This is a genomic window from Paraburkholderia sp. AV2 (genome assembly GCF_054968425.1).
On sequence record NZ_JBANLK010000009.1, the window covers coordinates 37,602 to 59,687 of the forward strand.

General features: G+C 65.0%; 22 protein-coding genes. 12 read left to right on the top strand and 10 right to left on the bottom strand.

Annotated elements, in window-relative coordinates:
• Nucleotides 1-75 precede the first annotated feature (75 nt).
• From V8683_RS09215 to acs, 3 genes are all read right to left on the bottom strand, one after another.
• Nucleotides 76-2,094 carry a sodium:solute symporter family protein gene (locus tag V8683_RS09215; RefSeq protein WP_411189094.1) on the bottom strand — a complete coding sequence of 673 codons (2,019 nt, stop codon included), beginning with the start codon at nt 2,092-2,094 and terminating at the stop codon, nt 76-78.
• The gene (locus V8683_RS09220; RefSeq protein WP_411189093.1) at nt 2,091-2,456 is read right to left on the bottom strand and encodes a DUF4212 domain-containing protein; all 366 of its coding nucleotides are present in this window, start codon (nt 2,454-2,456) and stop codon (nt 2,091-2,093) included. The genes V8683_RS09215 and V8683_RS09220 overlap by 4 nt, the downstream gene beginning before the upstream one ends.
• Before the next feature lie 92 nt (nt 2,457-2,548).
• On the bottom strand, nt 2,549-4,531 hold the full coding sequence (acs, locus tag V8683_RS09225; RefSeq protein ID WP_411189092.1) for an acetate--CoA ligase: 1,983 nt from the start codon (nt 4,529-4,531) through the stop codon (nt 2,549-2,551).
• Between the two features lie 405 nt (nt 4,532-4,936).
• Between acs and V8683_RS09230 the strand changes: the two genes are divergently transcribed.
• From V8683_RS09230 to V8683_RS09265, 8 genes are all read left to right on the top strand, one after another.
• Nucleotides 4,937-5,824, top strand: a complete 888-nt coding sequence (locus tag V8683_RS09230) for a DMT family transporter (protein ID WP_411189091.1) — start codon at nt 4,937-4,939, stop codon at nt 5,822-5,824.
• A 255-nt stretch (nt 5,825-6,079) separates the two neighbouring features.
• Entirely contained in the window at nt 6,080-7,603 is a 1,524-nt protein-coding gene (locus V8683_RS09235; protein ID WP_411189090.1) for a fumarate hydratase, read from the top strand.
• Between the two features lie 214 nt (nt 7,604-7,817).
• Complete coding sequence (gene bfr, locus V8683_RS09240; RefSeq protein WP_411189089.1) at nt 7,818-8,297, top strand: bacterioferritin; 480 nt, start codon at nt 7,818-7,820, stop codon at nt 8,295-8,297.
• 40 nt (nt 8,298-8,337) lie between these two features.
• Nucleotides 8,338-9,237: a glutamate racemase gene (murI, locus tag V8683_RS09245; RefSeq protein WP_411189088.1), complete on the top strand. Its 900-nt coding sequence runs from the start codon at nt 8,338-8,340 to the stop codon at nt 9,235-9,237.
• Between the two features lie 238 nt (nt 9,238-9,475).
• Nucleotides 9,476-9,727 (top strand): (2Fe-2S)-binding protein, encoded by a 252-nt coding sequence (locus V8683_RS09250; RefSeq protein WP_411189087.1) that lies wholly within the window; start codon nt 9,476-9,478, stop codon nt 9,725-9,727.
• A 235-nt stretch (nt 9,728-9,962) separates the two neighbouring features.
• A complete protein-coding gene (locus V8683_RS09255) occupies nt 9,963-10,697 on the top strand; it encodes an energy transducer TonB (RefSeq protein WP_411189086.1) in 735 nt (244 codons plus the stop codon).
• A 50-nt stretch (nt 10,698-10,747) separates the two neighbouring features.
• Nucleotides 10,748-11,467, top strand: a complete 720-nt coding sequence (locus V8683_RS09260) for a MotA/TolQ/ExbB proton channel family protein (protein WP_411189085.1) — start codon at nt 10,748-10,750, stop codon at nt 11,465-11,467.
• 14 nt (nt 11,468-11,481) lie between these two features.
• The gene (locus V8683_RS09265) at nt 11,482-11,901 is read left to right on the top strand and encodes an ExbD/TolR family protein (RefSeq protein WP_411189084.1); all 420 of its coding nucleotides are present in this window, start codon (nt 11,482-11,484) and stop codon (nt 11,899-11,901) included.
• A gap of 393 nt (nt 11,902-12,294) precedes the next feature.
• Here the strand turns inward: V8683_RS09265 and V8683_RS09270 are convergent, their stop codons facing one another.
• The gene (locus tag V8683_RS09270) at nt 12,295-13,374 is read right to left on the bottom strand and encodes a LysR family transcriptional regulator (RefSeq protein WP_411189083.1); all 1,080 of its coding nucleotides are present in this window, start codon (nt 13,372-13,374) and stop codon (nt 12,295-12,297) included.
• A 122-nt stretch (nt 13,375-13,496) separates the two neighbouring features.
• On the opposite strand from V8683_RS09270, the gene V8683_RS09275 reads away from it, so the two are divergent.
• From V8683_RS09275 to hemP, 4 genes are all read left to right on the top strand, one after another.
• The gene (locus tag V8683_RS09275; protein ID WP_411189082.1) at nt 13,497-14,378 is read left to right on the top strand and encodes a pirin family protein; all 882 of its coding nucleotides are present in this window, start codon (nt 13,497-13,499) and stop codon (nt 14,376-14,378) included.
• Between the two features lie 63 nt (nt 14,379-14,441).
• Entirely contained in the window at nt 14,442-14,840 is a 399-nt protein-coding gene (locus V8683_RS09280) for an OsmC family protein (RefSeq protein WP_411189081.1), read from the top strand.
• A 45-nt stretch (nt 14,841-14,885) separates the two neighbouring features.
• On the top strand, nt 14,886-15,368 hold the full coding sequence (locus V8683_RS09285; RefSeq protein ID WP_411189080.1) for an SRPBCC family protein: 483 nt from the start codon (nt 14,886-14,888) through the stop codon (nt 15,366-15,368).
• A gap of 144 nt (nt 15,369-15,512) precedes the next feature.
• Entirely contained in the window at nt 15,513-15,821 is a 309-nt protein-coding gene (hemP, locus tag V8683_RS09290) for a hemin uptake protein HemP (RefSeq protein ID WP_411189079.1), read from the top strand.
• Between the two features lie 145 nt (nt 15,822-15,966).
• Here the strand turns inward: hemP and V8683_RS09295 are convergent, their stop codons facing one another.
• The 6 genes from V8683_RS09295 to uvrB all read right to left on the bottom strand — a co-directional run bounded on the left by V8683_RS09295 (nt 15,967) and on the right by uvrB (nt 21,947).
• Nucleotides 15,967-16,374 (bottom strand): GlcG/HbpS family heme-binding protein, encoded by a 408-nt coding sequence (locus tag V8683_RS09295; protein ID WP_411189078.1) that lies wholly within the window; start codon nt 16,372-16,374, stop codon nt 15,967-15,969.
• Between the two features lie 37 nt (nt 16,375-16,411).
• Nucleotides 16,412-17,767 (bottom strand): 4Fe-4S binding protein, encoded by a 1,356-nt coding sequence (locus tag V8683_RS09300; RefSeq protein WP_411190517.1) that lies wholly within the window; start codon nt 17,765-17,767, stop codon nt 16,412-16,414.
• A 59-nt stretch (nt 17,768-17,826) separates the two neighbouring features.
• The gene (locus tag V8683_RS09305) at nt 17,827-18,669 is read right to left on the bottom strand and encodes an FTR1 family iron permease (protein WP_411189077.1); all 843 of its coding nucleotides are present in this window, start codon (nt 18,667-18,669) and stop codon (nt 17,827-17,829) included.
• Nucleotides 18,670-18,725: 56 nt separating this feature from the next.
• Nucleotides 18,726-19,070 (bottom strand): cupredoxin domain-containing protein, encoded by a 345-nt coding sequence (locus V8683_RS09310; RefSeq protein ID WP_411189076.1) that lies wholly within the window; start codon nt 19,068-19,070, stop codon nt 18,726-18,728.
• Nucleotides 19,071-19,098: 28 nt separating this feature from the next.
• Nucleotides 19,099-19,647, bottom strand: coding sequence for an iron transporter (locus V8683_RS09315; protein ID WP_411189075.1), 549 nt, complete (start codon nt 19,645-19,647; stop codon nt 19,099-19,101).
• A 218-nt stretch (nt 19,648-19,865) separates the two neighbouring features.
• Nucleotides 19,866-21,947, bottom strand: coding sequence for an excinuclease ABC subunit UvrB (gene uvrB / locus V8683_RS09320; RefSeq protein WP_411189074.1), 2,082 nt, complete (start codon nt 21,945-21,947; stop codon nt 19,866-19,868).
• Nucleotides 21,948-22,086 lie beyond the last annotated feature (139 nt).

Here is a 22,086-nt window from a genome sequence, read left to right on the forward strand (position 1 = left end):
ATGACGACCACTTTACGAAGTGCCGCAATCCGGCGGCATCGACCAGAAGGATGACAACGTAGCGCGCACCGCCGCTCAGGGGTGCCGGATATAGTCCACGAGCGCAACCGTATAAGCGTCCGGCCGCCGGTCCAGCAGACTCACGCCGATCGCCACGAGAAAGCCGGCCGGCACGCCGAACACGCCCGAACTGATGGGATCGATGCCGAACCACCGGCCGCCCTCGAAGCCGGTCAGTTGCGTGAAGAACGGATAGGTCGCGACGATGTAGTAGATGCACACCGCCAGCCCCGCGGTCATTCCCGCAACGGCGCCAAGCCGCGTGGTGCGCTTCCAGAACACGCCGAGCACGAGCACCGGAAAGAGGCTCGACGCCGCCAGCGAGAACGCCGCCCCCACGAGAAACAGGATGTTCCCCGTATTGAGCGACGCCACCCACGAGGCAAAAAGCGCCACGCCGAGCAGCAGGATCTTCGACATCGTCACGCGCCGCTGGCTCGAAGCCTCGGGATCGACCATGTGATAGTAGACGTCGTGCGAGAGGACGTTCGAGATCGTGAGCAGCAGTCCGTCGGCGGTCGAAAGCGCGGCCGCCAGCGCCCCCGAGGCAACGAGCCCCGACATCACATACGGCAGTCCCGCGATCTCGGGCGCGGCCAGCACGACCATATCGGGCTGCATCTGGATGTCGCCCCAGCGCACGATGCCGTCGCCGTTCACGTCGGCAATGCCGATGAGATACGGCTCGATGCGCCGCCACTGCATCACCCAGCGCGGCAGGTCGTCGAAGCGCTGTCCCACCAGATGCGAGAGGATCTCGTACTTGATCAGCACGGCCAATACCGGCACGGTCAGATAGAAGATCGCGACGAAGAACAGCGTCCAGCCCACCGAGCGCCGCGCGGAAGCCACCGTCGTCGTCGTGTTGTAGCGCGTGAGAATATGCGGAAGACTCGCCGTGCCCAGCGAAAGACAGAGCAGGAGCGAAAGGAAGTTGCGTTCGTGCAGACGCCGCGTCGCCTCGTTATCGGCCGGGAATGGCTCGTTCATCGGCACGGGCGTGGCCGCCCGCGCGAGCAGGTCGTCGCGCTGCTGCGTCCAGACCATGCGCGCCGTTTCCGCGTCGCGCGGGAATACCGCCAGGTCGCGCTCGAGCGTATCGATCTGGCGCAGCGGCCCGTTGTGGCGGCGCAGGTCGGCGAGCGAGTCCGCGAGATGGGTCTTCTCTTCCACCCAGGACTGCGGCAGCGTGTCGAGCCGCGTCTGCCACAGTGCCGCGCGCTGCCGGTACGCGTCGCGCACGCTCTGCTCGGCGTTCGCGTCGCGCACCTTGCCCTCCAGGGTTTCCATGCGCTCCATCAGGCGGCCGTAGTCGACCTGCGGCAGCCAGCTCAATCCGTCACGATGCGCGATCAGCGAAACGGGAATCAGGATCGCGGCGATCAGGATGATGTACTGCGCAACCTGCGTCCACGTCACCGCGCGCATGCCGCCGAGAAACGAGCACACGAGTATCCCCGCGAGTCCGCAGAAGATGCCGATGGCGAAGTCCACGCCGATGAAGCGCGTCGCGATCAGCCCCACACCCTGGATCTGCGCGACGAGATAGACGAACGAGCAGATGATGGTCGCGAGCACGGCAAGCGCGCGCACGAGATTGCTCGAAAAGCGCGTGCCGAGGAAGTCGGCGATGGTGTAACGCGCGAGCTTGCGCACGTAAGGCGCCAGCAGGAATGCCACGAGGCAGTAGCCGCCGGTCCAGCCCATCATGTAAGCCAGGCCGTCGTAGCCGGTGGCGTAGAGCGAACCGGCCAGACCGATGAACGAGGCCGCCGAAAGCCAGTCGGCGGCCGTGGCCATGCCGTTGAAGAACGACGGCACGCGGCGCCCCGCCACGTAGTATTCGACAAGGTCGGAGGTGCGCGAGAGCAGCCCGATGACGGCATAGACGGCGATCGGCACGAACAGGAAAACATAGCCGATCCACATGCCGGGGCCGGTGGAGAGCTCGATGCGCCACATCACGAACACGAAGGCGAGAAAGCCGAGCGTGTAGAGCGAGTACGAGCGGATCAGCCGGTGCGCGAGCTTCATCGCGGCGGCGCCTTGCTGGCCTCGCGAATCGCGAGATCGGCTTCGAGCGCGGCCTGCAGCGCGCGGTCGGCGCGCTGCATCAGCACGATATAGAGGGCGACGAGCAGCACATAGACCAGAATCGCGCCTTGCGCGCCGAAATAGAACGGCAACGAGAAACCCGCGAAGCTCACGCCGGCGAGTGCGCGGGCAAAGATCGGGACGACGAACGAGACCGCGAAGCCGATCGTCATGAGCGCCGCGATCAGCGTGAGGTTGAAGCGCCAGTAGCGCCGATGCGCGAGCGCCATCGCCTCGCTGACCGGCGGCGGCTCAGGCAGGGGATTGACGTTGTTCTGGGGTGCGGAGTGTGGCGCGGCCATGCGCCTATGTAGCAAAAACGCGCATGGCCGGAAATCGGGAAAAACCTGGGAACCCCATTTGCGCGAGGCCGGCGCTGGCGCCGGCCCCGGGCTCACAGCGATTCGCCGAGCTGGTCGAGAATCGAGGGATTCTCGAGCGTCGAGACATCCTGCGTGATGGCCTCGCCCTTCGCGAGCGAGCGCAACAGACGGCGCATGATCTTGCCCGAGCGCGTCTTCGGCAGGTTCTCGCCGAAACGGATGTCGCGCGGCTTGGCGATCGGCCCGATCTCCTTGCCCACCCAGGCGCGCAACTCGTTGGCGAGCTTGACCGCCGCTTCGCCCTGCGGGCGCGCGCTCTTGAGGACCACGAACGCCACCACGGCTTCGCCCGTCGTGTCGTCGGGGCGGCCCACCACGGCCGCTTCCGCCACGAGCGGATTGGCCACGAGCGCCGACTCGATCTCCATCGTGCCGAGGCGGTGGCCCGAGACGTTCAGCACGTCGTCGATGCGGCCCATGATCGTGAAGTAGCCCGTATCCTTGTCGCGCACGCTGCCGTCGCCCGCGAGGTAGAGCTTGCCGCCCAGTTCCTCGGGGAAGTAGCCCGACTTGTAGCGCTCGGGCTGACCCCACACGTTGCGGATCATCGAAGGCCACGGACGCTTCACCACGAGAATGCCGCCCTGCCCGTTCGGCACGTCCTGGCCCGTTTCGTCGACGATCGCGGCCATGATGCCCGGCAGCGGCAGCGTGCACGAGCCCGGCACGAGCGGCGTCGCGCCCGGCAGCGGCGTGATCATGTGGCCGCCCGTTTCGGTCTGCCACCAGGTGTCGACGATCGGGCAGCGCGCGCCGCCCACGTTTTCGTAGTACCAGACCCAGGCTTCGGGATTAATCGGCTCGCCCACCGTGCCGAGAATGCGCAGCGACGAGAGGTCATAGCTCTTCGGATGCACCTTCGCATCGGCTTCCGAGACCTTGATCAGCGAACGGATCGCCGTGGGCGCCGTGTAGAACACCGTGACCTTGTGCTTCCCGATCATGTCCCAGAAGCGGCCTGCGTTCGGATACGTGGGCACGCCTTCGAACACCACCTGGGTCGCGCCGATCGAGAGCGGCCCGTAGGCGATGTAGCTGTGGCCCGTAATCCAGCCGATATCGGCCGTGCACCAGAACACGTCCGTGGGCTTCCAGTCGAAGGTCCACTTCATGGTCTGGGCGGCCCACAGCAGATAGCCGCCCGTGCTGTGCTGCACGCCCTTGGGCTTGCCCGTCGAGCCCGAGGTGTAGAGGATGAAGAGCGGATGCTCGGCGCCCACCGGCACCGGCGCGCAGGTGTCGCTCTCGGCGGCCGAAAGCTCGTGCATCCAGCAGTCGCGGCCCTCGTGCCACGCAACCTTGCCGCCCGTGCGCCGGTAGACGATCACGCTTTGCACGGCCTCGCAGCCGCCCATCGCGATCGCTTCGTCGGCGATGTTCTTGAGCGGCAGCGCCTTGCCGCCGCGCATCTGCTCGTCGGCCGTGATGAGCGCCACGGCGCCCACGTCCACCATGCGCTCGTTGAGCGACTTCGAGGAGAACCCGCCGAACACCACCGAATGCGTCGCGCCGATGCGCGCGCAGGCCTGCATCGCGACGATGCCTTCGACCGACATCGGCATGTAGATGACCACGCGGTCGCCCTTCTTCACGCCGCGCTTCTTGAGCGCGTTCGCGAAGCGCGAGACGCGCGCGAGCAGGTCTTTATAGGTGACATTCGTGACGGTGCCGTCGTCGGCTTCGAAGATCACGGCAACGCGCTCGCCGTTGCCCGCTTCGACGTGACGGTCGAGGCTGTTGTACGAGGCGTTGAGTTCGCCGTCCTCGAACCACGTGTAGAAGGGCGCCTTCGACTCGTCGAGCACCTTGGTGAACGGCTTCTGCCACGTCAGGGTCTCGCGCGCGAGGCGCGCCCAGAAGCCCTCGTAATCGCGTTCGGCTTCGGCGACGAGCGCCTTCCAGGCATCCATGCCGGACACCGTGGCATTGGCCACCGCTTGCTCGGAAGGCGCGAAAACGCGGCGCTCGTGAAGAACCGATTCAATCGCAGACATCGACAACCCCTTGGTGAAGATGAAACGTAAAAGCCGTGGACGCGTGCCGCGCTTCAGTCGCGGACCACGCGCCGTCTCCCTGTGCCCCTCGCCCCGGCACGGTCCCGCGTGGGGCCGGCATGGCGAAGGCGCTCTTGTTCCCGCTGCACGCGCCGCGAACCGTGGCGATCCGCGTCGCCCCACTCCGACCCGCGCCGATTTGCACGAGTGGCGATGCGGCAATGCAGCATACATGGACAGCCGGCATGGCCGCCCCGTCCATTTCGCCTAGGTTAAGCGTAGCAACTTACCGGCCACTTACGCACGCAGCATCGCAGCCGCGCAACGCAAATGCCAGACAAGTGTGTGACGCCGTAGTAAGCGGGCATTTAGAATGCTAACTGAACTGTGTGCCCGGATTCCAGCTTGAACCGCTATTCTCTTTTCCTCGTCGCCGCGATGCTCCTCGTGGGCAGCAACGTCGGCATCGGCAAATCGATCGTCGCCTTCATCCCCGTTCCGCTCTTTGCGCTGCTGCGCTTCGTGATCGCCCTTGCGGTGCTCGCGCCATTGTTGCGCGCCGCGAAAATGCAACGCGTGAAACGCGGCGAATGGATCAATCTGTTCCTGCAGGCGCTGTTCGGCACATTCGGGTTTACACTGCTCATGCTCGGCGGCGTCCATCGCACGAGCGCCGTCGCGGCGGGCGTCATCACGAGCACCATTCCGGCCGTGGTCGCCCTCTTCTCGTGGTGCTTCCTGCGCGAGCGGCCCGACGCACGCGCGCTGGCGTCGATCGCGCTCGCCATCGCGGGCATTGCGGTCATCAATCTCGCCCATGCCGACGGCGGCTCGCCGCAATCGCTCGCCGGCAATCTGATGGTGCTGGGCGCAGTCTGCTGCGAATCGCTCTACGTGATCCTCTCGCGCCGCCTCACGCAAACGCTCGAACCCATCGACATCTGCGCGTACACGCACCTGTTCGGCTTTCTGCTGATGCTGCCAGTCGGGCTGCCTTACGCACTGTCGTTCGATTATCCGGCCGTACCCGCCGGCATCTGGGGCCTCGCGCTCTGGTACGGGCTCTCCGCCAGCATCTTCTCGTTCTGGCTCTGGATGAAGGGGATCCGCCACGTACCGGGCAGCATCGCAGGCGTCTTCACGGCCGTCCTGCCCGTCGCCGCCGCGATTTACGGCATGGTGTTCCTCGACGAACGGCCCACGCCCGCGCACGGCGTCGCGCTGGCCTGCGTGATCACCGGTGTCGCACTCGCGAGCGTCAAGACGAAGCGGCTGCCGCCCGTCGCGTCCTGACGCCCCGACGCCCTCGCTCCGGGTCTGCTCCGGGTGTTCCGGGTAGCTGCCGGGCTCGCGGCGGGCCCGCGCGCCGACGCTGTACAATAGCGCGCGCCCGGCCCATGCGGCGCGCATCCGCCGGCGGCGCCCCCGCATCCTGAGCACGACCAGGAACTTGCCGCGCGCCATCCGGCGCCGGCCGATGCCGTTGCCCCCGAATAGCGCGGCGCCTGCGACAAGATTCAATACCCCCCGTCCCCACTGAAGCTAGCCATGACCGTCATCAAACAGGAAGACCTGATCCAGAGCATCGCGGATTCGCTGCAGTACATCAGCTACTACCATCCGCAGGATTACATCGAGGCGCTCGGCCGCGCGTACGAACTCGAAGAGAGTCCGGCCGCGAAAGACGCGATCGCGCAGATCCTCACGAACAGCCGCATGTGCGCCGAAGGCCGCCGCCCGATCTGCCAGGACACCGGCATCGTCACGATCTTCGTGAAGGTCGGCATGGACGTGCGTTGGGACGGCGCCACGATGGGCGTGACCGACATGATCAACGAAGGCGTGCGCCGCGGTTACCTGAACCCGGACAACGTGCTGCGCGCCTCGATCGTGAGCCCGCCCGAAGGCGGCCGCAAGAACACGAAGGACAACACGCCGGCCGTGATCCACTACGAGATCGTGCCGGGCGACAAGGTGGACGTGCAGGTTGCGGCCAAGGGCGGCGGCTCGGAGAACAAGTCGAAGTTCGTGATGCTGAACCCGTCCGACTCGATCGTCGACTGGGTGCTCAAGACCGTGCCGACAATGGGCGCGGGCTGGTGCCCGCCCGGCATGCTCGGCATCGGCATTGGCGGCACCGCCGAGAAGGCAATGCTGATGGCGAAGGAATCGTTGATGGAATCCATCGACATTCAGGACATCATCAAACGCGGTCCGAAGGACTGGATCGAAGAACTGCGCGTGGAACTGCACGAGAAGGTCAATGCGCTCGGTATCGGCGCGCAAGGTCTGGGCGGTCTCGCCACCGTGCTCGACGTGAAGATCATGGCCACGGCCACGCACGCGGCTTCGAAGCCCGTCGCGATGATCCCGAACTGCGCCGCCACGCGCCACGCGCATTTCGTGCTGGACGGCTCGGGCCCGGCAAAGCTTGAAGCGCCGTCGCTCGACGCCTGGCCGAAGGTCAACTGGGAACCGAACACGGAAACCAGCAAGCGCGTGGACCTCAACACGCTCACGCCGGAAGAAGTCGCTTCGTGGAAGCCGGGCCAGACGCTGCTGCTCTCGGGCAAGATGCTCACGGGCCGCGACGCCGCGCACAAGCGCATCGCCGACATGATCGCCAAGGGCGAGAAGCTGCCGGTGGACTTCACGAACCGCGTGATCTACTACGTCGGCCCGGTCGATCCGGTACGCGACGAGGTGGTCGGCCCGGCAGGTCCCACCACGGCCACGCGCATGGACAAGTTCACGGAAATGATGCTCGCGCAAACGGGCCTCATCTCGATGGTGGGCAAGGCCGAGCGCGGCCCGGTCGCGATCGAGGCGATCAAGAAGCACAAGGCCGCTTACCTGATGGCCGTGGGCGGCGCGGCTTACCTCGTTTCGAAGGCGATCCGCGGCTCGAAGGTCCTCGCGTTCGAAGACCTCGGCATGGAAGCCATCTACGAGTTCGACGTGCAGGACATGCCGGTGACGGTTGCGGTCGATTCGTCGGGCACGTCGGTCCACAAGACCGGCCCCGCCGAATGGCAGGCGAAGATCGGCAAGATTCCGGTCGCGACGGCCTGAGCTCGTTAATCGGCTCACGCCGATATGCAAAACCGGGGCTCCGCGCCCCGGTTTTTCATTTGCCTTTTTGATTAACGCGAAAAGGATTGAGATTAATTCTCAGCACAACGCGAATGTCCGATCGGAATGCCGGTTTGGTCTTGGCATTTGCAGGCACAGCGTTTATTGTTCAGAACCAGAACCCACCTCCGCCCTACCAGGTAAGGAATAAATCATGCAAGGCGACAAAAAGGTCATCGAATATCTGAACGCCCAGCTCAAGAACGAGCTCACCGCGATCAATCAATATTTTCTCCACGCGCGCATGTACAAGCACTGGGGCCTCGAAAAGCTCGGCAAGCACGAATACGACGAATCGATCGGGGAAATGAAACATGCCGACTGGCTCATCGAACGCATCTTCATGCTCGACGGCCTACCGAATCTGCAAGACCTGCACAAGCTCCTGATTGGCGAGGAAACCGGGGAAATCCTGGCATGCGATCTGAAGCTCGAGCAGATTTCCCAGTCCACCTGCAAGGAAGCCATTGCGTACTGCGAGTCCGTGCGCGATTTCGTTTCGCGCGAAATCTTCGTGAAGATTCTCGACGACACCGAGGAACACATCGACTGGCTCGAAACGCAGATCGATCTCATCGGCAAGGTCGGCATTCAGAACTACCAGCAGTCGGCCATGGGTTCGGTAGAATCCTGATCACCGTCCTCGCGACACGGCGCATTTTCCCGGGAGGGAAATGCGCTTTTTCCAACCTGCCCCGAAACCCTTGAACCACTCGCCCCTCGCCGGCACCGCGCCCGTCGGCATCTACGATTCCGGCCTTGGCGGCCTTTCCGTGCTGCGCGCGGTGCGCGCCCTGCTGCCCGCCGAACGGATCGTCTATGTCGCCGATTCGCGCTATGCGCCCTATGGCGAGCGCGACGACGACTTCATCGCCGACCGCACGCTCGCCATCGGCGAATGGCTCATCAAGCAGGGGGCGAAAGCGCTGGTGGTGGCCTGCAACACAGCCACCGCTCAATCGATCGAGCTCGTGCGCGGGCAGTTGCCGATTCCGCTCGTGGGCGTGGAGCCGGGCGTGAAGCCGGCCGCGCTGCAGTCTCGCTCGCGCGTGGCGGGCGTCCTCGCCACCCAGGTCACGCTGCGCAGCGCGCGTTTTCAGGCGCTCGTGGAACGCCACGCCGGCGACCTGCGCGTGCTCAGCCAACCCGGCCACGGACTCGTGGAAGCCGTCGAGCGCTGCGACGTCGGCTCGCCCGAGCTGCTCGCGCTGCTGCGCGGCTATCTGCAGCCTATGCTCGACGCCAGCGCCGATACGCTCGTGCTCGGCTGCACGCACTATCCGTTTCTCGATACGGCGATTCGTTCGATCGTCGGCGAGCGTATGACGCTGATCGATACCAGCGTGGCTATCGCGCGGCAGCTCGAGCGGATGCTCGACCAGCACGGCCTGCTGGCGCCGGCGGCCGCCGGCGCGGCAAGCCCGGCCGACGCAGCCCCGGTGCGCTTCTGTTCGACGAGCGACGGCGCGCATTTGCGCACGCTCGCGGCCGCGCTGCTCGGCATCGACGCCAAGGTCGAGACCGTGCAGATTCCGTCGCGACGCACGCTCGCGCTGGAAGCTTCGGCGGCCTGAGGCGCGGCGCCTCCTTCCTTGGGCCATTTCTGGCCCCTTTAACGCCCTGAGCCCTGCCCGTCCGGCCCACGGCGCTCTCCCTTCCGCCCCCGATTCGCCGCTTCGCCACCCACCCGCGCGAACAGCAAAATCCCTGCTAAGAGCCCGGTTTTGTTACAAAAATTCCGCGAAGGCGCTTGCCAAACGCATCAAACAAAATGATAATAATTCGCATTAACCCTTTCTATCGCGCTTCATCATGATTGTCTGCGTCTGCAAGTCCGTTTCCGACCGGACGATCCGTGCCTCGATCGCTGAAGGCATGGACTCTTTCGACGAGCTCCAGTTCGAACTCGGCGTGGCGACCTGCTGCGGCAAGTGCGAAGAATCGGTTCGTGACGTGATGGCCCAAAGCGGCGTCTGCGCGACCCGCTGCGGCGTGGCTCACGCGCATCCGGTGGCGGTGCCTGCCGTGCAACCCCTCACGTTCTACGAGCGCAAGGCCGCTTGACTACCGCGGCGCGCGCCGGGCTCCCCGGCTTCGCGCCACCTTCCTGCCGACAGCAAGCCAGTTTCACGACCAGCCAGCTAGTTCGCGTTCCCCTCTTCAGGAGGTCGGGATGGAATTGCTGATCGGATTCGTGACTACCCTGTGCATCTCGCTGTTGATATTCCGCAAATGAAGCTGTCCGACACGGCGCATCGGCCTGCCGGGGTGCCGTCTTTCCTCCGGCAAACCCGCTAACATGCAGGCTCTCTCCACCACCGCCGGCACGTTGCCGGGCTCCGCCGTCCGCATGAACCGCCGTATCATTACCGCTACCGCGATCGTGGTGGCGCTGCACGCGACGCTCATTGCGTTCGTACTGACCCAACGCGACGCCGCCGCCCCTCTCGCGCTCGAATCGCACACGATCACGGCCGAGCTGATCCAGCCCGAACCCGTGGCCGCCCCCGCCGCGATCCAGTCCACGCCCACGCCACCGCCGCCGAAACCGGTGCCGCACGTGACGCGCGCAAAACCGGTGGTTCAGCCGCGGCCCAAGCCAGTGCCCACGCCGCTGCCGGTCGCCGATGCGCCGTCGCAGCACGCCGTCGAAACGCCCGCGGCCCCGACACCGCCCGCCCCCGCCGCGCCGGCTCCCGCGCCCGCTGCGGCAGCCGCGCCCGAGCCAGGCAAGCCGACCATGGCGCTCAACGCGCCGAAGAACGTTTCGCACCTCGACTGCCGCATCGTGCAGCCCGACTATCCGGCATTGTCGAGACGCCGCGGCGAAACCGGCGTGGCTTACGTGCGCTTCGTGGTGGGACTGAACGGCCAGGTCGAGAGCATCGAACTGAAGAAGAGCAGCGGCTACAGCCGCCTCGACGACGCCGCGCTCGCCGCCATGCACGAAAGCTCGTGCAAGCCTTATCTGGAAGGCGGCCAGCCGGTACGCGCGGCTTACACGCAGCCTTTCGACTTCAGCCTGAGCGACTGAAGCCGCCGACGCCGCATCACTTTCATGAATTGAATAACGAGGACTTGAGAATGCAGAACTACGGTATCGCCCATGTCTGGGCGCAAGGGGATTTCGTGACGCGCGGCATCGCGCTCGCGTTGCTGGTCATGTCGGTGCTGTCCTGGTGCGTGATTCTCGTGAAGGGCTGGAACGTCATGCGTCTGAAGCGCCTCACGAAGAACGCCGAGCAATCGTTCTGGCATTCCGGCGACTTCGACGACGGCGTCAGGAAGCTAGGCAGCGGCACCCGCGACGACAACCCGTTCCTCGCGCTCGCGCTCTCGGGCCAGGAGGCCGCCGACCATCATCACCAGACGCAACCGCACCTGCACGACCGCATGGACGTCTCCGACTGGATCACGCGCTGCCTGAAGGACACGATGGACGAGGCGATCGCCAGGATGCAAAGCGGCCTCGCGATCCTCGCTTCGATCGGCAGCACGGCGCCCTTCGTCGGCCTGTTCGGCACCGTATGGGGCATTTATCACGCACTGCTCACGATCGGCGCGACGGGCCAGACCTCCATCGATGCCGTCGCGGGTCCGGTGGGCGAAGCGCTCATCATGACCGCCTTCGGCCTCTTCGTCGCGATCCCGGCCGTGCTCGCCTACAACGCGCTCACGCGCGCCAACAAGGCAATCGTCACGAAGCTCAACCGCTTCGCGCACGGTCTGCATGCGTTTTTCGTGACCGGCGCACGCGTTGCCTCGACGAAGGGCAATCTGCGCGTCGCCGCGCGCGCGCACTGAAGCGGAGGCGCACCATGGCGACGAGCCCTTTTATGAGCGACGAAGACGACGGCCTGATGAACGAAATCAACATGACGCCGCTCGTCGACGTCATGTTGGTTCTCCTGATCGTTTTCATGGTGACGATTCCGGTAATCCGTCATGCCGTGAAAATCGACCTGCCGCATGCGAGCAGCCAGAAGGAAGACACCAAACCCGCGCAGATCAACGTTGCGATCGAAGCGGACGGCACCGTGCTGTGGGACGGCACGGCCGTGGACGACAAGACGCTGCAGACGAAGATAGCCGCCGCCGCGCAAGCACAGCCGCAACCGGAGCTGCATCTGAACGCGGACCGCAAGGTCGCCTATGAGAAAGTGGCGCAGGTGATGTCGGCGGCGCAGAGCGGCGGTCTCACGAAGCTCGGCTTCGTAACCGATCCCGCACATCGTTGAACGCAACGTCGAGCGCGTCGTCGGGCAGTTAGCGACAGGCGCCGGCCCTGTCCGCGAATTCTCCGCAGTGCAAAGTAAAAGGCCTTCATCGTCGGATGAAGGCCTTTTTTCGAGCGCACGCAGCGCATTCGGGCGGTATCGACGCTCACCGTCGGCCAGTTCGCGTCGACACATGCGACATGCCGTGGGCAACACGGACAGCGCTACCGACCCTGAAGGCTCGCTATGATAGCGGCCATCAATTCCCGCTCAAGACCGGTCTTGGCGAGAGGGATTTCAATATATTCCTCTCGCCTCTCGCATTCAAGACTTCGCCCATTGAAAGTAACGATTGCCGGCGACGCTTAAATGCGAAAAGTCATTAGCGTAATGCGCGGCGGCGAGCATTACGCTTCATGCGGTTTCGATCTTGCTGCGGGATATGGGGCGTGCAATGCCCGCTTCGCTTCGTACCTCGCCTCTTCCCTCGCTTCGTGCTTCACGTCTTTCTTCGTCCCGCGCCTTGCGATGCTGCTCCAGCAGCGGCTCGATTTCGCTGCGTAGCGGGCACTCCTGCTGCAGGTGCTTGTCCGCGTCGAGTACCTCGACGAGGTAATCCACGAACGCGCGCACCGCGGGCACCATCCCCTGCCGCGAGAGAAATACCGCGTAGAGCTGCGGCACCGGCAGCGTCCAGCCCGGCATCACCGGCGAGAGCTTGCCCGAGCGCAGCGCGGCGCCGTACATCATCTCCGGCATCGCCGCGATACCGAGGCCCGCCAGCACCGCCTCGCGGATCGTCGTGAGGTCCGCGGTGATGAGGCGCGGCTCGTGTTCGTGCGCGTGGCGCTTGCCGTCCGGAGCGATCAGATGGAATACATGCCGGCCGTCGCCCGTCGGCGTATCGAGTGTTTCGAAACGTGTGAGGTCGTCGGGCGTGAGCGGCGGCGCGTTCTGCGCGAGGAGGCTCGGCGCGCCCACCAGCATCTGCTCGGTCCGCCACAGCGGCCGTACCACGATGTTCGCGTTCTGCGGCGGCTCGGAACGCACGCGCAGCGCGATGTCCACGGAATCCTCGAACAGATCGATCACGCGGTTGGTGACGCGCATCACCACGCGCACTTCCGGAAAGCGGTGCATGAACTCCGGGATGATCTGCGAAAAGATCGTCTGCGAGAGCGTGACGGGCACGCTCACACGCACCGTGCCGCGCGGCGAAGAACGCAGCGACTGAACGACGTTCACGGCCGCCTGCGCTTCGGAGAGCATCGCACGGCAATGCTGGTAGAAAAGCTCGCCCGCTTCGGTGAGCGCGAGCTTGCGCGTGGAGCGCTGCAGAAGACGCACGCCGAGCGATGCCTCCAGTTCGCTCACCCGTCGCGACAGACGCGACTTCGAGATGCCGAGCACGCGTTCGGCGGCCGAAAAGCCGCCATGCTCGACCACCTGCGAAAAGTACATCAGGTCGTTCAGGTTATGCGAGTCGATCTTCATGTCGTCGTTCCAGCGATGGGACAATCCATTGCGTCAAGGCCGTCGAACTGCCCAAAACGGCTACCTATAATAGCGTTTTGTTTCGCTTATCGCGCAATTCCCATTTTTCCGAGGTGATATCCATGACGACCACCCGCACGATCGAACGCGTGTTTCCCGCCGTTCGCACCACCGAGGGCGCTGGATTCATCGTCCATCGTCCGTTTCCCACGCGAACGCTGATGGACTTCGATCCGTTCCTGCTGCTCGACGAGATGGGCCCGGTCGACTATGCGCCGGGCGCGGCCAAGGGCGCGCCCGATCACCCGCACCGCGGCTTCGAAACGGTCACGTATGCGCTCGAAGGGCGCTTTGGCCACAAGGATTCGGCGGGCCACTCGGGCACGCTCGCCCCCGGCGACGTGCAATGGATGACGGCGGGCGCCGGCGTGATCCACAGCGAGATGCCCGACCCCGAATTCGCGCGCGCCGGCGGCCGCGTGCACGGCCTGCAGCTATGGGTCAACCTGCCGGCGCGCGACAAGATGATCGCGCCGCGCTATCAGGAAATCCCGAGCGCGCGCATTCCGGTGGGCCGTTCGGCGGACGGCAAGGTTTCGGTGAAGGTGATCGCCGGCGAGGCGCTCGGCGCGAAAGCCGTGATCGAGACGCGCACGCCCATCCTCTACCAGCACTTCACGATCGCGCCGGGCGGCCGCGTCGAGCAGCCAGTGCCGCGCGAGTGGCGCGTGTTTGCTTATGCCCTCTCGGGCAGCGGCAACTACGGGCCCGCGGGCGAGCGCATCGAGGCTCAGCAGATGGTGGCCTTCGCCAATGACGGGGATTCGGTCGTCCTTGCCGCGCCGGACGACGCCACGGAGCCGCTCGAGGTGCTGCTGATCGGCGGTGTGCCGCTCAACGAGCCGGTGGTGCGTTATGGCCCGTTCGTGATGAACACCGAAGCCGAGATCCGCCAGGCCGTGCTCGACTACCAGGCCGGGCGCATGGGACGCATCTCGCACTAAAATAGCGGTTCGAGGGGCGCGTCGTGCGCCCCATCCCCTGTCCGCACCGCCCGCGAGGAGCTCATGGCCGAACCCACCGTTACCGCCCAGATCGGCTCGACCGACTACCAGGTTCAATTCGACGACGGCACCCACACCTGGATCGCTGACGAACCCGCCTCGCTCGGCGGCGGCGACCGCGGTCCCTCGCCGTTCTCGCTGCTGCTGTCGAGCCTCGGCGCCTGCACGTCGATCACGCTGAAGATGTACGCGCAGCGCAAGGAATGGCCGCTGGAGGGCGTGCGCGTGAAGCTCTCGATGGAAACCGGCAACGCAGGCACGACCATCGACCGCCAGATCGTGCTGGAAGGCGCGCTCAGCGACGAGCAGCGAGAACGGCTGCTGCAAATCGCGAACGCCTGCCCGGTCCACAAGGTGCTCACGAACACGATCGCGATCCGCACGGGCCTCTCAGCCGTATGAGCGGCGGTGCAGACACCAGGACATAGCCACAGGAAACCGCCGACCTTGAATTTCGAACATCTTGTCCAGATCAACGACCCGTCGAATCCGCTCGTCCAGCCCATGACGCGCGCGCAGCTCTGGGAAGGTCTCGTACTGCGCGCCGAGCAGCCGCAACTGTTCGTGCTCGGCCTCGACAGTTGCACGATCCTCGCGCGCGAAGGCAACACCCTGGAGCGCGAGCTGCACTATGGCCACGCCACGGTGCGCGACCATGTCACGCTCACGCCCGACCGAAGCGTGCGCTACGACATCGCCGCGACCGACACTTACGTGGGCGGCTCGCTCACCATGACCATCGAAGAGCCGGAGGAAACGCAGCTATTCCTGCGCTTCGACTACCGCACCACGCTGCCCACCGCCGATACCGAAGACGACCGGCAGACGTCCGAGATCGTGAAGTCGGCTTATCGCGAATCGGATATCGACACCGTGCGGCTGATCCGCCAATACGTGCTCGGTCTCGACGACCCCGAGGCGCGGCACTGAACGCCCCGTGCGCGGCCTCTCGTGCCGCGCTCCCCTGCCCCCCAAAGACTATCGCCGCGTCAATCCGATCAATTTCTTACAGTTGAAAATAGGAATGGTTATCATTTAGAATCACCTCATCCTATCGAGAAAGACGTCACGACCATGACCGACTTCAACCGCTCACCCACGCTCAGCTTGCGCCACCCAGGTAGTTCTGCCGGCAGCGCGACCAGTGCTTCGGCGCTGACCGCTGCGCGCGGCACGCCAGCCAGAACGGCACCGGCGAACAAGCCGTCCGCACCGGCACGCAGGAACGCGGAGGCGGCCGGCACAGCGCGGGCCGCGAACCCTGAGCGGACGCTCGACAGCACGGCGCTGCTGCAAGGCCGCAGCCACGTGAGCATCATGCATAACGGCGAGACGTATCAGTTGCGGGCCACGCGCCTTGGCAAGCTGATCCTCACCAAGTAGTACGTACCGGGTATTGTGGGGACCGCCTCCCTGAGAGGCGTTGGGGCAGTAGCCAGTCACGACGGCTTGCACGCGAGATCTAGACCCCTTCGTGCAGACATTCTTCAAGGCAGCCGTCGCAGCCAGCCACGCCACTTTTTTGTTCTCATTCGACGCCGATAGCACCGATGCCCGCGCGTGCTACAGCCGCATCCTGATCGGACTTCACGCCCGAGACGCCAATGGCGCCAATCACGTCTCCGTCGACGACGATCGGCACCCCGCCCTCCAGCATCGCCGGCAGCGGTGCGCTGAGGAACGCGGTGCGTCCCTGGCGGATCACTTCCTCGTAGACCTTGCTCTCGCGACGCCCGAGCGCGGCAGTGCGGGCCTTGGACGCCGCGATTTCGGCCGACACGGGCGCTGCGCCGTCGAGTCGGCGCAGCCACAGCAGGTGCGCGCCTTCGTCCACGATGGCAATCGTCACGTTCCACTCGTTGGCCCGCGCGTACGCAACGGCCGCGTCGCCCATTTTCACGATGTCTTCGTCAGTCAGTGCTACCCTGGTACGCATGGTTCGCTCTCCGATCGGTTGAACGTTGAACGGCCGGTCAGCGTGTCCAGCCCCAAAACATGAGCCACCACGCGCTGTCGACCACGGCAAGCGCGGCGACGAAGACCGTCGTCGCCGGAACGCGTTGCCAGAGCGATTGACTGTATCGGCCGCTCACCCGCCACGCAAGCCAGCCACTCCACATATTCGATATGCCGAGAATCGCAAGTCGCACGTCCGATGCCCAGCCGAGCGGGACGTGCTCCGCGCGCAGGAGCGACAGCGTGGTCGCCGAAAGTCCGAGGAATACGCCCGCGCCCGCGAGCGGAATCAGCGCCTGAGCAAAATGGTGCAGCCGGCGCATGTCGAAACGCCCGAAGAGTGCGCTCGCGCCGGCGAGCAGGGCAAACAGCGCGGTGCCGTAGACGAGCCCCGTCGCGACGATATAGCCGACGATCATCGTGCCGTCGAGCCATGAAAACACATCGTTCTGCTCAGGATAATGCGTGAGCAGGAACCACGGCGCGTTCGTGTCGAGCGGCCAGACGATGTTGCGGTCGATGAGCCAGCCCGCAGCGGCCTGCTTGAGACCGATGAACCACGGCGAGGCAGTCCAGTGAAACGCGCCGATGGCGATCCCGAGGAGTCCGTAGAGAATCAGCGCCGTATCCCAGCCGCTCGCCTGCCGGTTGCCGAGCCCGACCACCTCCTCGGCCGGCGAACGCCACGCGAGATCGATGGCGTCGCGGTGACCCGCGCAGCGGCCGCACATATGGCAGGCGGCGGCACCCTTCATGTTGCGCAGCGGCACGAGCGGCGCGCAGTTGATGGGGATGACGCGTTGGCCGCCGTGCTCTCCCGCCGTGTACGAACGGCGCCAGGCGTCCTCGTCGACCTTGTAGTGAAACGGCGCGAGACGCGCCAGTAGCGAGAAAACCCCGTTGACGGGGCACAGGTAGCGACACCAGACGCGCTTTTCGCGTCCGTACAAAAAGCCGATCACCATCGCGCCGAGCGTCGATCCCCCCAGCACCAGCAGCACCGCTTTCGGGTACTGATAGACGCTCACCATCTGCCCATAGATCGTGGTGAGCCCGAAGGCGACGGAGGGCCAGCCGCCCCAGCGCATCCAGCGCGGAATCGCCCCGCCGCGGCCGAACCGGCTCGCGAATTCGGTGAGGGCGCCTTCGGGGCATAGCACGCCGCACCACACGCGCCCGAGCATCACCATCGAAAGCAGGACGAACGGCCACCAGATGCCCCAGAAGACGAACTGCGCGGCGAGCGTGAGATTGTTCCAGAGATGCGCGGTGTCGTCGGGCAGCGGCATTGCCGCGGGCACGAGGATCAGGAACGCATAGATCGCGACGACGACCCATTGCACGGCGCGGATCGCCGCACCGTGCCGCTGCATCCACTGCCCGGCCAGCGCGAGCTTGCCACGCGGCGCGGCCGGCCGGGCCGAACCACAGCTCACGCCGCCTTCCTCTGGCTCGCGGCGGCCCGGCCGCCGGCGCGCCGCACGAGGAACCCCACCATGAACCAGTACGCGGCATACGCAGCCAGGTTCATGAGCGCGGGATGCGCGCGATAGCCGGTGAGCGTTGCGACGAGCGAGCCGACGGTGCCCGAATCATCAAGCAGTGCCGAGGAATTCCACACCTGATCGACGAGCGTCGGCAGGATTTCCTTGTCGATCAGCTTGTCCACACCGGTCTGGAACAGACCCGCGCCGAGGAACAGCAGCATGATTTCGGTGACGCGAAAGAACTGGCGCCACGAGAACACCTTGCCGCCCAACTGCAGCACATAGAACGTGAGGAACGCGAGTGCGAGGCCGATCAGTACGGCGAAGTACTGGCTCGCCGCTACGTGCCCCGACTGCCCGAAGCCGAGGCCATAGAGGAAAATCACCGTTTCGCTGCCCTCGCGCGCGATGGCGAGCGCGACCAGCACGGTCACGCCCCACCAGTTCGCGTCGCGCGCGGTCTTTTCGAGCGACGCCTCCATCTCGCGCTTGAGCGTGCGCCCGTGCTGCTTCATCCACAGCACCATCTGCACGATCAGTACGCAAGCGACGAGCACCATCGCAATCTGGAAGTCGTCCTGCGCATCACCGGAAAGCACTTCGGTGAACCCGACCAGCGCCGCGCCCAGCGCAACCGCCGCGAGGATCCCGAGCGCCACGCCGCCCCACAGATAGGGCAGGCCGCGCCGCGCGTCGGCGTCCCCGTTCTTCAGCCACGCATAGAGGATGCCGACGACGAGCAGCGCCTCGACGCTCTCCCGCCACACGATGAACATCACCTGACCCATTCCACTCTCCTGCAACCGGCGCCGCCGGTCATGCCGCAACGCTCATCGGGCAACGCTCATTTGGCAACGATCACGCCCTGCGCCTGCTGATGAAAGTCGTCGAAGAACTTGTATTCGCCCGGATCGAGCGGTGCGATGACGACGAACGATTCCGCGCCAGGCGCCAGCACCTTTTCCTTGCGCAACTGGACGCTCTCGAACTCCACCGCGCCCTTGCCCGTGTTACGCACCTCGATCTTGACGCGCTTGCCCGCCGGCACGTCGATGCGCGCGGGGTTCAGCTTGCCGTCGGCCATTTCCAGCCTGAACGTCGGCAGATCCTCGGCATGCACGACGCCTGCCAGCGGCGCAACGAGCGCCGCGGCGAATGCGAGCGCCGCCATCTTTCTGATTCCAGTCATCCGTTGTTCCTGCCTGAGTTCCGCGCGATCAGTAGCCGCCCTTCTTGCCGATGCCCGCGAACGGGAAGTCGTATTCGAGCGTGAACGGCTTGAACCACGGGCCCACGCCCGTTTCCTTGTCGACGTGACGGCCGAATGCCATGTGACCGGTCTGCATCGGCGCTTCGACGATCAGCTTCAGGTGGTACTTGCCGGGGCCGGCCAGCTTGACGTTGTCGCCGTAATGCGGCCCGTCGTTCGCGACCATCGGCATGAGATCGCCCTTCTGCACGTAGTTCGAGCCCGGCTTCGAGAGTTCGTAGTGGACCTGCAGATAAGGCATCCAGTCGCCTTCGGCGAAACCGGTCGGGTTGTTCTTGACCGCGTGGATGTCGGCTTCGAGGTGGACGTCCGAGTCGGACGCCTTGCGCATCATGCCTTCGGGTTCCATGGTGATCGGCTGCAGATAGACCGCGCCGATTTCCATGCCGCCCTGGATCTGTTGCTTGCCGATCGGGTATTCGGCCGCGCTGGCCGAGCACGCCGCTGCCGCGGCGGCAATCAGCGCCGTGCCGCGCAAGAGAGAGTGAATCCGCATCGAAACTCCTGTTTTTTTATGAGAGACACCAAGACAGCGCATCAACAACAACGGAAACGTTAATGCGAACAATTCTCAATATTGCAGGAGTGTAGCACCGATAGGGATTCGTAACAATTGAAAGTCGGCGACAGGTCTATTGGGGAAAGGGCTTTGCCCATAAAGGAAAAGGCGCCGGGCGGCGCCTTACATGATGAAGGAAACGTAAGTTGATTCGGTCAGGCCGGATGATCGCCCACGTTCGCCCCGAACACGCGCTGGCGCAGCAGCGCCAGCTGATCGCGCGTCTGCGCAGCCTTTTCGAATTCGAGATTCTTCGCGTGATCCATCATCTGCTTCTCGAGGCGCTTGATCTCCTTCGCGATCTGCTTTTCCGACATGTCCTCGAACTTCGCGCGCTCCTGTTCTTCGCGCAGCTCGGCGCGCGCTTCGTCCACGTTGTAGACGCCGTCGATGATGTCCTTGATGCGCTTGACCACCCCGCGCGGCACGATGCCGTTCGCCTCGTTGAAGGCCATCTGCTTGGCGCGGCGGCGCTCGGTCTCGTCGATCGCGCGACGCATCGAGTCGGTGATGCGGTCGCCATAGAGAATCGCCTTGCCGTTCACGTTGCGCGCGGCGCGGCCGATGGTCTGGATCAGCGAGCGCTCGGCGCGCAGGAAGCCCTCCTTGTCGGCGTCGAGAATCGCCACGAGCGAGACCTCGGGAATGTCGAGCCCCTCGCGCAGCAGGTTGATGCCCACGAGCACGTCGAAAGTGCCAAGTCGCAGGTCGCGAATGATCTCCACGCGCTCGACCGTGTCGATGTCGCTGTGCAGATAGCGCACTTTCACGCCGTGATCGGCGAGAAATTCGGTCAGTTGCTCGGCCATGCGTTTCGTGAGCGTGGTGACAAGCACGCGTTCGCCGGCCGCGACGCGTTCGTTGATCTCCCCTAGCACGTCGTCCACCTGCGTCGAGGCGGGCCGCACCTCGATCACCGGGTCGACGAGACCCGTGGGGCGCACGACCTGCTCGGCAATCTGACCCGTCACCTTCTTCTCGTAGTCGGCGGGCGTGGCCGAGACGAAGATCACCTGGCGCATCTTGTGCTCGAACTCGTTGAACTTGAGCGGCCGGTTATCGAGCGCCGAAGGCAGCCGGAAGCCGTAATCGACGAGATTTTCCTTGCGCGCGCGGTCGCCGTTGTACATGCCGTTGAGCTGGCCGATCAGCACGTGCGATTCGTCGAGGAACATCACGGCGTCGGCCGGCAGGTAGTCGACGAGCGTGGGCGGCGGCTCGCCGGGCAGCGCGCCCGAGAAGTGCCGCGAGTAATTCTCGATGCCCTTGCAGAAGCCAAGCTCCTGCAGCATCTCGAGGTCGAAGCGCGTGCGCTGCTCGAGCCGCTGCGCCTCCACGAGCTTGCCTTCGGTATGGAAGAACTCGAGCCGGTCGCGCAGTTCGGTCTTGATGGTCTCGACGGCGCGCAGCACGGTATCGCGCGGCGTGACGTAGTGCGAGGACGGATAGACGGTGAAGCGCGGAATCTTCTGCCGCACGCGGCCCGTGAGCGGGTCGAAGAGCTGCAGCGTCTCCACTTCGTCGTCGAAGAGTTCGACGCGCACGGCCATCTCCGCGTGTTCGGCCGGAAAGATGTCGATGGTGTCGCCGCGCACGCGGAACGTGCCGCGCTGGAAGTCCTGCTCGTTGCGCGTGTACTGCATCGCGATGAGGCGCGCGATGATGTCGCGCTGGCCGAGTTTGTCGCCGTGCCGCAGCGTGAGGATCATCTGGTGATACTCGGACGGATTGCCGATACCGTAGATGGCCGAGACCGTCGCGACGATCACCACGTCGCGCCGCTCCATCAGGCTCTTGGTCGCGGAGAGCCGCATCTGCTCGATGTGCTCGTTGATCGACGAATCCTTCTCGATGAAGAGGTCGCGCTGCGGAACGTAGGCTTCCGGCTGGTAGTAGTCGTAGTACGAGACGAAGTACTCGACCGCATTGCGCGGAAAGAACTCGCGAAACTCGGAGTAGAGCTGCGCGGCGAGCGTCTTGTTCGGCGCGAACACGATGGCCGGGCGCCCCAGGCGCGCGATCGTGTTCGCCATCGTGTAGGTCTTGCCCGAGCCGGTCACGCCGAGCAGGGTCTGGAACGAGAGGCCGTCGCCCACGCCCTCCACGAGCGTTTCGATGGCTGTGGGCTGGTCGCCGGCCGGCAAGTATGGCTGATAGAGCTGGAACGGCGAACCCTCGTACTGGACGAACTTCGACTCGTCGAGCGCGGGCGCATCGGCCACGATATGGTCGGACATGGGGCGGCATCCTGTGCCTTGAGCAAGCGACTATTCTAGCGTCTTGCGCCCCGGCGAGCCGGGGGTGGTCCTGGCAGGCGAAAACGCCCCCCAGATTCGCTACAATAGCGCGTTGCGTGGCCGGCCGGCTGCGTCGCCT